The 12,567-nt window shown below is 40.9% G+C and carries 6 protein-coding genes; 5 read left to right on the top strand and 1 reads right to left on the bottom strand.

The window, feature by feature from the left end; all coding sequences use genetic code 11:
• A partial coding sequence (locus K4H96_RS10810; protein ID WP_227956527.1) for a hypothetical protein occupies window positions 1-205 on the bottom strand: 205 nt, incomplete at its 3' end.
• Window positions 206-607: 402 nt separating this feature from the next.
• Between K4H96_RS10810 and K4H96_RS10815 the strand changes: the two genes are divergently transcribed.
• From K4H96_RS10815 to brnQ, 5 genes are all read left to right on the top strand, one after another.
• Window positions 608-6,232 (top strand): ZmpA/ZmpB/ZmpC family metallo-endopeptidase, encoded by a 5,625-nt coding sequence (locus K4H96_RS10815; protein WP_223336835.1) that lies wholly within the window; start codon window positions 608-610, stop codon window positions 6,230-6,232.
• Between the two features lie 367 nt (window positions 6,233-6,599).
• Complete coding sequence (locus K4H96_RS10820; protein ID WP_223336836.1) at window positions 6,600-8,336, top strand: ABC transporter ATP-binding protein; 1,737 nt, start codon at window positions 6,600-6,602, stop codon at window positions 8,334-8,336.
• A gap of 13 nt (window positions 8,337-8,349) precedes the next feature.
• Complete coding sequence (locus tag K4H96_RS10825) at window positions 8,350-10,128, top strand: ABC transporter ATP-binding protein (protein ID WP_223336837.1); 1,779 nt, start codon at window positions 8,350-8,352, stop codon at window positions 10,126-10,128.
• Between the two features lie 54 nt (window positions 10,129-10,182).
• Window positions 10,183-10,737, top strand: coding sequence for a GNAT family N-acetyltransferase (locus tag K4H96_RS10830; RefSeq protein ID WP_061591811.1), 555 nt, complete (start codon window positions 10,183-10,185; stop codon window positions 10,735-10,737).
• A gap of 401 nt (window positions 10,738-11,138) precedes the next feature.
• Window positions 11,139-12,467 carry a branched-chain amino acid transport system II carrier protein gene (gene brnQ, locus K4H96_RS10835; protein WP_061591810.1) on the top strand — a complete coding sequence of 443 codons (1,329 nt, stop codon included), beginning with the start codon at window positions 11,139-11,141 and terminating at the stop codon, window positions 12,465-12,467.
• Window positions 12,468-12,567 lie beyond the last annotated feature (100 nt).

Here is a 12,567-nt window from a genome sequence, read left to right on the forward strand (position 1 = left end):
CGGGATTAGAATATTCAGTAATTATTTGATTTATAATCTCATAAACTTTAAAAGGAAAAAATCCAATTTGATACTCACTACTAATCAGTTTGCTATTAGAATTACTATCTTCGTCAATAAATGTCCATGAATTCAGCTGATTATTCCAACGCTCAAATAAAACCCTTTTTTCATAAGGATTGCTGATGATTTTTATCTTATTCATAATATCTCCTAAATCGCAATAATCTGTCTAAATTATATCATACAATCCTATTTTTTGTTAGCGTTTTAACATAAAAATGATTTTKGGATACAAAAAAACCAAGTCTTTCGACTTGGTTGATTTCTATGATTGGAAACTCTATTATTTAAGAGTAACAATTTGCAAATCCTATTTTCTCCCAGTATTAGTGGGTTAATTCCTCAATTTTCAACTCTGGCAGGAATTTGGTAGGTAAATTGATAATCCAAGATTATCTAAACTGTTTGTAATCTCTTCTGAAATTGTTGATTAGGAGATTTTTATTAGGGGGATCCAGATGAATGAATGCAATGGCTTACTGTTGCTCATTCTCTGATTTAAAGGATTTGTTATTCTTTTTTAGAATAATTTGAAAGGGATTTTATGAAAAAGTTTTTTGGGGAGAAGCAAACTCGGTTTGCTTTTAGGAAATTAGCTGTCGGGCTTGTTTCGGCTGCTATTTCTAGTTTGTTTTTTGTTTCTATCGTTGGGGTTGACTCTGTTCAAGCGCAGGAAAAGGTGAATGTACACTATAAATACGTGACAGATACTGAAATAACTCTGCAAGAAAAGGAGTTGATTGTAAGTGGATTTCCTAAAATGCCTGAAGGCAATGAGGAGACTTACTATCTTGTCTACAGGTTAAACTCAAATGCTGGAGCAAAAACGTTACCTAATACAGGCGACAGTAACAATTCCAATACTATGATGACGGCTGGTCTGTTAACGACGATAGGATTGGTTTTTTTTCTTGTGTCAAAAAGAAAGGTTAAAAGCAAGTTCCTATTGACTGTTTTGGTGGGTGCTAGTGTCGGAGGAGGTTTGATACTATCTGTCGATGCACTGGAAAATGGGATCTTGCTAAAGTATAATGCGGAATATCAAGTCTCGGCTGGGGAAAGTCTGCCTTCACCGGATGAGATTTCGGGCTATACCTATGTTGGCTATATAAAAGACGAATCGATTAAAAAATTATTAGACAATAAAATTACTGATAATCAGCAGAATGCTAATCTAGATAAAGAAGCTTTAAACCAAAATAAGAAGCTAGATTATTCTGTTTCTTTCGATAAGAATGGGCTGAAAAATCAAACTCTTGGTGTCAATACAATTGAGCCTCAAGATGAAGTTTTGTCTGGCCGAGTAGCTAAGCCTGAACTATTATACAAAGAAGAGACAGTTGAAACTGAGATAGCCTATGAAGAACAAATACAAGAAAATCCGGATTTAGCCGAGGGGACTGTAAGAGTAAAACAAGAAGGCAAACCAGGCCGTAAAATCGAAGTCGTTCGAATTTTTACTGTAGATAATGCGGAAGTTTCAAGAGAGGTTCTTTCAACTAAAATAGAGGAAGCGACTCCTCAAATAGTGGAAAAAGGCACTAAAAAGCTTGAAGCACCTAGTGAAAAACCAGTAACTTCTAACTTGGTTCAACCTGAGCAAGTCGCACCATTACCTGAGTACACAGGCGTCCAATCCGGTGCAATCGTTGAGCCCGAGCAGGTGGCTTCTTTGCCTGAGTATTCAGGTACACTATCTGGAGCCATCGTTGAGCCTGAACAAATTGAACCGGAGATTGGAGGCATCCAATCCGGGGCCATAGTAGAACCTGAGCAAGTTTCTTCATTACCTGAATACACAGGACCTCAAGCAGGCGCGGTAGTCGAGCCAGAACAAGTAGCTCCATTGCCTGAATACATAGGACCTCAAGCAGGTTCAGTAGTAGAACCTGAGCAAGTTACTCCATTACCTGAATATACCGGTGTTCAAGCAGGTTCAGTAGTGTCACCTGAACAAGCTACACCTTTACCAGAGTATACGAGGACTCAAGCAGGTTCAGTAGTAGAACCTGAACAGGTGGCTTCATTACCAGAATACACAGGAATTCAAGCAGGTGCAGTAGTAGCACCCGAACAAGTGGCTTCATTACCAGAGTACACAGGAGTCCAAGCAGGAGCAATCGTTGAACCTGAACAAGTGGCTTCATTACCTGAATACACAGGATCTCAAGCTGGAGCGATTGTTGAGCCTGAGCAGGTAGAGCCTCCGCAAGAATATACTGAAAATATCGAACCAGCAACGCCAGAAGCGGAAAATCCTACTGAAAAAGCTCAAGAGCCTAAAGAGCAGAAGCAAGAACCAGAAAAAAATATCGAGTTAAGAAATGTATCTGACGTGGAGTTGTATAGTCTAACGGATGGGAAGTACAAGCAGCACGTTTCTCTGGATGCTAATCCAACCAATCAAGAGAATTATTTTGTGAAGGTGAAATCATCTAAATTTAAAGATGTCTTCTTGCCGATTTCTTCAATAGTCGATAGCACGAAAGATGGTCAGCCGGTTTATAAAATTACAGCAAGTGCTGAAAAATTAAAACAGGACGTTGACAATAAGTACGTGGACAATTTTACTTTCTATCTAGCCAAGAAGGCAGAGAGAGAAGTCACAAACTTTACTTCCTTTAGTAACTTGGTTCAAGCTATAAATAATGATCTTGGAGGAACCTATTATTTAGGTGCTAGTTTGAATGCCAATGAGGTCGAACTAGAAAATGCCGCTAGTAGTTATATAAAGGGTAGATTTACTGGTAAGCTCTTTGGCAGCAAAGACGGAAAAAATTATGCTATTTATAATTTGAAGAAGCCTTTATTTGATACTTTAAGCGCTGCTACTGTAGAAAATCTGGCTCTTAAAGATGTAAATATCTCAGGGAAAACTGATGTTGGTGCCCTTGCAAATGAAGCAAATAATGCAACAAGGATTAACAATGTCCATGTAGACGGTGTTCTTGCTGGCGAAAGTGGCATTGGTGGCTTGGTTTGGAAGGATGATAATTCTAAGATTACGAACAGCAGTTTCAAGGGAAGAATTATCAACTCCTATGAAACGAAGGCACCATACAATATCGGAGGATTAGTAGGTCAACTGACTGGCATCAATGCAGTAGTTGATAAGTCAAAAGCTACAATTACCATCTCATCAAATGCGGATAGTACAAACCAAACTGTCGGCGGCCTTGCAGGTCTTGTTGAGAAGAATGCGCTTATCAGCAATAGTTATGCCGAGGGCAACATTAATAATGTGAAACGCTTTGGAAGTATTGCTGGTGTGGCTGGCTACTTGTGGGATAGAGACTCTAACGAAGAGAGACATGCTGGAAGATTGCACAATGTTCTTAGCGATGTCAATGTTATGAACGGGAATGCGATTAGTGGCTATCACTATCGAGGAATGAGGATAACTGACTCGTATAGCAACAAAGACAACAGAGTCTACAAAGTGACTCTTGAAAAGGATGAGGTTGTCACCAAGGAATCACTCGAAGAGAGAGGAACAATCCTTGATCCTTCTCAAATTGCAAGCAAGAAATCTGAAATTAACTCTCTTTCTGTACCGAAAGTCGAAACCTTGCTGACTAGCACTAATAAAGAAAGCGATTTTTCTAAGGTTGAAGGCTATCAAGCCAGTCGAGCTTTAGCATATAAGAATATTGAAAAATTGCTGCCGTTTTATAATAAGGCAACCATTGTCAAATACGGTAATCTGGTAAAAGAAGATAGCGCTTTGTATGAAAAAGAAGTCCTATCTGCAGTCATGATGAAGGATAATGAAGTGATTACAGATATCGCTTCGCATAAAGAGGCAGCTAATAAGCTCTTGATTCATTATAAGGATCATACATCTGAAAAGCTAGATCTCACCTACCAATCTGACTTTAGTAAGTTAGCAGAATATCGTGTGGGCGATGCAGGTCTCATCTATACGCCAAATCAATTCTTGCATAATCATAATTCAATCATCAATGAAGTTTTGCCTGATTTGAGAGCGGTCGATTATCAGTCAGAGGCTATCAGAAACACCCTAGGTATTTCTTCAGGCGTTTCACTGACGGAATTATACTTAGAAGAGCAGTTTGCCAAAACAAAGGAAAATCTAGCAAATACACTGGAAAAACTTTTGTCGGCTGATGCAGTTATTGCCAGCGAAAATCAAACGATTAATGGTTACGTCGTTGATAAAATCAAACGCAATAAGGAAGCCTTGCTTCTAGGTTTGACCTATTTAGAGCGCTGGTACAACTTTAAATATGGTGACGTGAATATCAAAGACTTAGTCATGTACCACATGGATTTCTTTGGTAAGGGCAACGTATCACCGCTAGACACGATCATTGAATTAGGTAAATCAGGCTTTAACAATCTTCTGGCCAAGAACAATGTTGATGCTTATAGCATCAGCCTTGCAAACAATAATGCAACAAAAGATTTGTTTAGCACGCTTGCCAATTACCGGGAAGTATTTTTACCAAACAAAACAAATAATCAATGGTTTAAAGAGCAAACCAAGGCTTATATCGTTGAAGAAAAATCAGCTATTAATGAGGTGAGGGTCAAACAAGAGCAGGCTGGCAGCAAGTATTCTATCGGGGTGTATGATCGAATTACCAGCGACACTTGGAAATACCGAAATATGGTCTTGCCATTGCTGACGATGCCTGAAAGATCTGTCTTTATCATATCGACTATATCCAGTCTTGGTTTTGGTGCCTATGACAGATATAGAAATAATGAGCACAGAGCAGGAGCAGAACTCAATAAGTTTGTTGAGGATAATGCTCAGGAAACCGCAAAACGTCAACGCGACCATTATGATTATTGGTACAGAATATTAGACGAGCAGGGCCGTGAAAAACTCTATCGAAATATCTTGCTCTATGATGCCTATAAGTTTGGTGATGACACTACTGTCGGCAAGGCTACAGCGGAAGTGCAATTTGACAGTTCTAATCCGGCTATGAAGTATTTCTTTGGACCTGTTGGAAACAAGGTCGTACACAATAAGCACGGAGCTTACGCTACTGGGGACAGTGTTTACTACATGGGCTATCGGATGCTGGACAAGGACGGAGCCATTACCTATACCCATGAAATGACGCATGATTCTGATAATGAGATCTATTTAGGCGGATATGGAAGAAGAAGCGGACTTGGTCCAGAATTCTTCGCTAAGGGCTTGTTGCAAGCACCGGATCATCCGGATGATGCGACAATCACGGTCAACTCAATTCTCAAATATGACAAGAATGATGCGACTGAAAAATCTCGTTTGCAAGTCCTGGATCCAACTCAACGATTCCAAAATGCGGATGATTTGAAAAACTATGTTCATAACATGTTTGATGTCATTTATATGTTGGAGTATCTAGAAGGGTTGTCAATCGTTAACCGTCTGTCCGATGTGCAGAAAGTGAACGCTCTGAGAAAAGTAGAGAATAAATATGCCCGAGATGCTGATGGAAATGATGTTTACGCAACGAATGTGATAAAAAATATTACAATGGCGGATGCGCAAAAATTAAATTCATTCAACAGCCTCATTGAAAATGACATTCTTTCAGCGCGTGAGTACAAAAATGGTGATGTAGAAAGAAATGGCTACCATACGATTAAACTCTTCTCTCCGATTTATTCTCCTTTAAGCAGTGAAAAAGGAACGCCTGGAGATCTTATGGGACGGCGTATGGCTTATGAACTTCTGGCAGCTAAGGGCTTCAAAGAAGGCATGGTCCCTTATATCTCTAATCAGTATGAAGATGATGCCAAGCAAAACGGAAAAACCATCAGTATCTATGGTAAGACCAGAGGTCTGGTAACAGATGACTTGGTTTTACGCAAGGTCTTCAATGGTCAGTTCAAAAATTGGACTGAGTTTAAGAAGGCTATGTATGAAGAACGTAAAAATAAGTTCGACAGTCTGAACAAGGTCACATTTGATGATACAAGACAACCATGGACAAGTTATGCTACCAAGACTATAAGTACTGTAGAAGAGTTGCAAACCTTGATGGATGAAGCAGTTCTCAGAGATGCAAATGACAATTGGTATTCTTGGAGCGGCTATAAACCAGAACATGACAGTGCTGTCCATAAGCTTAAAAAAGCAGTCTTCAAAGCTTACCTTGATCAAACTAAAGATTTCAGAACATCAATCTTTGAAAACCAGAAGTGATTGGTTTGAGCTGTCAAATGGTCTGCAAAGTTGCAAGTCTGAAATGTTAGGGCAGAGCTTGAATTACTCTTAAATTCAGACCTTCTTGCAGATAAGAAATGACGAACCTAGTGAGAACTAGGTTTGTTTTTCTATATAAGTCATGCAATTAAAACTGTAGCCAGTCTGCTTTCAGGCAGTTTACTGCTGACAGTCATTTATGAGATTGATAATAAACAGAAAAAAGTCTGAAATGACCTTTACCCTACTTCATATTTTTGTTATAATATTTGTATTAAAGCGTGCATTTGCGCGCTCTTTTCTGTGTTTTAAAGGTACTGAGTACTTTAGAGTGAGTTATTTTTGAATAGATGGTGAAGGAGGACTTATGTTATACATTTGGTCTTATTTGAAGAGATATCCTAAGTGGCTAGTCTTGGACTTTGTGGCGGCAATCTTTTTTGTGATTGTTAATCTGGGGTTGCCAACGGTGCTGGCTCGGATGATTGATGAGGGAATCAATCCTAAGCAGACAGACCGGCTCTTTTTCTGGGCTTGGGTCATGTTTGGAGTTATTATCTTAGGGGTACTGGGGCGAATCGTTCTGGCTTATGCGGCCGGGAAGATAACGACGACCATGGTGCAAGACATGCGCAATGATCTCTATGCCAAGCTGCAAGAGTATTCTCATCATGAGTATGAGCAAATTGGTGTGTCGTCTTTGGTCACGCGCTTGACTTCGGATGCTTTTGTGCTTATGCAGTTTGCAGAGCAAACTCTGAAAATGGGAGTCATTACTCCCATGATGATGCTGTCCAGCATTCTCATGATTTTCTTGACCAGTCCATCTCTGGCCTGGATTGTAGCTGTTTCAGTGCCTTTCTTGGCAGTCGTGGTCATTTATGTAGCGGTTAAAACCAAGCCCTTGTCTGAAAAGCAGCAGAAGACCCTTGATAAGATTAATCAGTATGTAAGGGAAAATCTGACTGGTCTGCGCGTTATTCGAGCTTTTGCAAGAGAGGAGTTTCAAGAGAAGCGTTTTGCTGATAAAAATGAGGTCTATGCGCAAAACTCCAATAAGCTCTTTAAGCTGACTGGTCTGACTGAGCCGCTCTTTGTACAGATTATTATTGCCATGATTGTGGCCATTGTCTGGTTTGCCCTAGCCCCCTTGCGGGACGGCAGTCTTGAAATCGGAAATCTCGTTGCCTTTATCGAATACAGCTTTCACGCGCTGCTGTCCTTCCTCTTCTTGGCCAATCTCTTTACCATGTATCCTCGGACAGCGGTATCGAGCCAGCGGCTCAAGGAAGTCATGGACATGCCCATTTCAATCAATCCTAATGAAGATGGTGTAACCGAGACAGATACGCAGGGTTATCTGGAGTTCGACAATGTAACCTTCGCTTATCCGGGTGAGACAGAGAGTCCTGTACTGCATAATATTTCCTTCAAGGCTAAGCCGGGTGAGACTATTGCCTTTATCGGTTCTACTGGTTCTGGGAAGTCAACGCTGGTGCAGCTGATTCCACGCTTTTACGATGTAACACTAGGTAAGATTTTAGTGGATGGTGTGGACGTCCGTGAATACAATCTGAAGGCTTTGCGTCAGAAGATTGGCTTTATTCCGCAGAAGGCTCTGCTATTTACCGGAACTATCGCAGCGAACCTACGCTACGGAAAGGAAGAGGCTAGTCAGGAAGAACTTAGTCAGGCAGCTGAGGTTGCACAAGCCAAGGACTTTATCGAGAGCCGGGAAGAGCGTTTTGAGACTCATCTGACTGAGGGAGGCAGTAATTTATCCGGAGGGCAGAAGCAGCGGCTCTCTATCGCCCGTGCAGTGGTTAAAAAGCCGGATATTTATATCTTTGATGACTCTTTTTCTGCTCTGGATTATAAGACGGATGCAGTGCTTCGTCGTCGTCTCAAGGAAGTGACAGGTCAGGCAACGGTGCTGATTGTAGCTCAACGGGTAGGAACCATCATGGACGCTGACCAGATTATCGTCTTGGATCAGGGCGAAATCGTCGGGCGCGGGAAGCATGAAGAACTGATGGAAACCAATGATATCTATCGTGAAATTGCGGATTCGCAGCTGAAGAATCAAGCTTTGACAGAGGAATAGAAAGGAGACTGATATGAAAAACACATCTAGTTTTGCTCGCCTGTGGAGCTACCTAAAAGTTTATAAATTTGCAGTCGCCTTTGCCATCTTCCTCAAAATCCTCAGCGTCGTCATGAGTGTCGTCGAGCCCTTTGTCTTAGGCTTAGCCATTACAGAGTTGACAAATAATTTGCTGGATATGGCAAAGGGAGTAGCTGGCGCCCAAATTAATGTGTCCTATGTTGGCTGGGTCATGGTCTTGTATTTTGTGCGGGCGATTATTTATGAAATCGGTTCTTACTATTCTAATTACTTTATGACCAATGCAGTGCAGGCTACCATTCGTGACTTGCGCAATGAACTTAGTCATAAGATTAATCGCATCCCCGTTTCTTACTTTGATAGACATCAGTTTGGTGATTTGCTGGGACGTTTTACCAGCGATGTCGAAGCTGTTTCAAATGCCTTGCAGCAGTCCTTTCTGCAGGTTATCAACGCAGTCTTTACTCTAATGTTGGTTATCGTCATGGTATTAGTACTCAATCTGCAGTTGGGTATCATTGTGGTAATTTCGATTCCGATTACCTACCTTAGTGCTCGCTTTATCGTGAAGAAATCCCAGCCTTACTTTAAACAGCAGGCAGATGCACTGGGAGCTATGAATGGCTTTGTTCAGGAGAATTTGACTGGTTTTAATATCTTGAAGCTTTATGTCAGAGAAGAAAGCTCCCAGGAGGATTTTCGTCAAATTACGCAAAACTTGCAGAAAGTAGGTTTTAAAGCCAGCTTTATCTCGGGTTTGATGATGCCTGTTTTGAATGTTATTTCAGATCTGACCTACCTCTTGCTGGCTCTGCTGGGCGGTCTTCAGGTTATTGCAGGGCGCTTGACAGTCGGGAATATGCAGGCTTTTGTTCAATATGTCTGGCAGATTAACCAGCCTATTCAAAACCTGACTCAGCTGGCAGGTCAGCTTCAGAGTGCCAAGTCTTCTTTGGATCGAATTTTCCAAGTACTGGACGAAGCAGACGAAGTCAATGATAAGACAGAAAAGCTGGAGCAAGATCTGACAGGTCAGGTTAGCTTCAAGGATGTGGACTTCCAGTATGTAGCAGACAAGCCGCTCATTCGGAATTTCAATCTGGAAGTCAAACCTGGAGAAATGGTCGCCATTGTTGGTCCGACTGGTGCTGGTAAGACCACGTTGATCAACCTGCTTATGCGTTTCTACGATGTGACCAAAGGCGCGATTACAGTTGATGGGCATGACATTCGCCAACTGTCCCGTCAGGACTACCGTAAACAGTTCGGTATGGTGCTGCAGGATGCCTGGCTTTATGAGGGGACTATTAAGGAAAACCTTCGCTTTGGCAATCTGCAAGCCACTGATGAAGAAATTGTAGAGGCAGCCAAGGCTGCTAATGTGGATCATTTTATCCGTACCTTGCCAGGCGGCTACAACATGGAAATGAACCAAGAATCAAGCAATATCTCGCTTGGTCAGAAGCAGTTGCTTACAATTGCGAGGGCTCTTTTGGCCAATCCTAAGATTTTGATTTTGGATGAAGCGACCTCATCTGTCGATACACGGCTGGAGCTCTTGATTCAGAAGGCTATGAAAACACTCATGCAGGGTCGGACCAGTTTTGTCATCGCACACCGACTGTCGACCATTCAAGAAGCGGATAAGATTTTGGTGCTCAAGGATGGTCAGATTATCGAGCAAGGTAATCATGAGAGCCTCTTGGCTGATAAAGGATTTTATTATGACCTTTATCAGAGCCAATTTTCTAAAAAAGCGGAAGAAGTTTAAAAGGTTTGCTAAATTATTTGATAACTGCTAGAATATAAGCAAAGTGAGGTAGCAATGTCTTTAACGAGTCAAATTATTACAGCAGAATTTCCCGATTTGGATAAGGTGGAGGCCTTAAACCACGAGGCTTTTCCTGTAGAGGAAAGGGTGCCTATCAGCGAATTTCTTCGTTATACAAACGATGAACGGTCTCATTTCTTTGCCTTCTACAATGAGGAAGAATTTGTTGGTTTTGCTTTTGCAGTTTATAACGAAAAAATGTTCTATGTCAGCTTCTTTGCGATTATGCAACACCTTCGCAGCCATGGCTATGGGGGAGAAATTATTCATAAACTGACAGAGTTTTATCAAAAGACCATGGTTCTAGAGGTAGAACGTGTCGATGAAGAATGTGATAATTTAGAGCAACGTCAAGCACGTATGGATTTCTATAAGCGTAATGGCTTYCGAACGACTAATGCCTTTCTGGAATATGAAGGATTAAGCTTTGAAATCCTGTATTTGGGACATCATTTTGATGAGGAGGCTTATCGAGATATTTTCCATATGCTGCAAGAGAAGAACTTCTTTGAATTCGAAATTAAGTACAGAAGATTTAGCGATGTGTAAAGATTGCTAAATGATTTATAGCCATTTTTAAAAGGTTGAGATAGGATGTCTCAACCTTTTTACYATGAAAAATCTCTTTTATTTTGTTTTGGATCAGGATGTACAATATTGTATTTTTCTCGCATTCAGCAACAGTAGAGCATATATATTTAAAGAAAGGAAACCATCAAAAAAAGATAGAGATAGGTTGGTAAAGTATACGATTTAAAACAAACTTATTTATATCACTTTAAAACAAACCTTAAATCTGTGGATAAGTCAGGGATTTGCTAAAAATCTTCAAAAATATTTCGATTTATTTCGTTTTTTAAACTAACTTACCATGAAAAGTTAAAAGCCTTGCGGAGCGGGGTATTTCCGTATATAATGATAAAGCATGAAAAATTTAAAAGGAGATTCTCGTGATTAAAAAAGGTGCTTTGACAGGTTTGCTTTTATTTGGAATATTTTTCGGTGCTGGGAATTTGATTTTCCCGCCTTCGCTTGGAACATTATCTGGCCAGCATTTTTGGCCGGCTATTGCAGGATTTGTCCTATCTGGGGTTGGGCTTGCTGTGCTGACTTTGATTATCGGAACGCTCAATTCCAAGGGCTATATCCACGAGATTTCTCAGAAGATTGCGCCTTGGTTTGCTATTGTCTATCTTGTAGCCTTGTATCTGTCAATCGGGCCATTCTTTGCTATCCCGCGGACTGCGACAGTAGCCTATGAAGTTGGTATCGCTCCTATGCTGTCTAAAAATATGATCGGTATCGGATTGATTGTTTTCACGACCCTTTACTTTGCGGCTGCTTATCTGATTTCTTTGAATCCATCTAAGATTTTGGATCGGATTGGGCGTATTCTGACGCCTGTCTTTGCAGTTTTGATTATTATCTTAGTGATTCTAGGAGCTTTGAAATACGGCTCCAATGCTCCTCAGCAGGCTTCGCAAGCTTATTCTGCGTCAGCTTTTGGGCAAGGGTTCTTGGAAGGTTATAACACTTTGGATGCCTTGGCTTCCGTGGCCTTTAGCGTAATCGCAGTAACGACTCTAAATCAGCTAGGTTTCAAGAATAAAAAGGAGTATGTTTCAACTATTTGGGTCGTTGGCATAGTGGTGGCACTAGCTTTTAGCGCCATGTATATCGGTTTGGCTTTTCTGGGTAATCATTTCCCAGTTCCAGCTGAGATTATTGCCAAAGGCAATCCAGGTGTTTATGTCCTGTCGCAGGCGACACAGGCTATCTTTGGACCTACAGCACAGATTTTCCTTGCAGCTATGGTCACTGTGACTTGCTTCACCACAACAGCGGGACTTATTGTATCAACTGGGGAATTTTTCCATAAAACTTTCCCTAAAGTATCCTATAAAGTGTACGCCACGGTCTTTGCTTTGATTGGGTTTGCGATTGCTAATCTTGGGCTTAATGCTATTATTCAATATTCTGTTCCAGTCTTGCAAATTCTCTATCCAATTACCATTGTTATCGTTCTGATTGTCATTGTCAATAAATTCTTGCCACTGTCCAAAATCGGTATGCAATTGACGGTTGCAGCTGTGACTCTGATTTCCTTTGCTGGTGTTCTTGGGGAGCAGTTCCATATCACTAGGGTAAGTGATATTATAAACTCACTTCCATTTGCTCAGGCTTCTCTGCCTTGGTTGGTGCCGGCTCTAGTTGGAATCCTACTTTCTCTCTTTTTGCCAAACAAGCAGGAGAGTGAGCGTTTTGAGATGGAGAGCTAATAGATAACATCCACCACAATGTGGTGGATTTTTTTGACTCATTGTCAATTATAGTAGGGAATTTATGGCGAAGGAATTCAAGCTTTTTTTATGAGCAATA

Source organism: Streptococcus sanguinis (assembly GCF_020729765.1).
Taxonomy (GTDB): domain Bacteria; phylum Bacillota; class Bacilli; order Lactobacillales; family Streptococcaceae; genus Streptococcus; species Streptococcus sanguinis_Q.

Bases quoted from the DNA above. Each gene is read 5' to 3' on its own strand.
- K4H96_RS10815 (WP_223336835.1), top strand. From the start codon at position 608: ATGAAAAAGTTTTTTGGGGAGAAGCAAACTCGGTTTGCTTTTAGGAAA.
- K4H96_RS10820 (WP_223336836.1), top strand. From the start codon at position 6,600: ATGTTATACATTTGGTCTTATTTGAAGAGATATCCTAAGTGGCTAGTC.
- K4H96_RS10825 (WP_223336837.1), top strand. From the start codon at position 8,350: ATGAAAAACACATCTAGTTTTGCTCGCCTGTGGAGCTACCTAAAAGTT.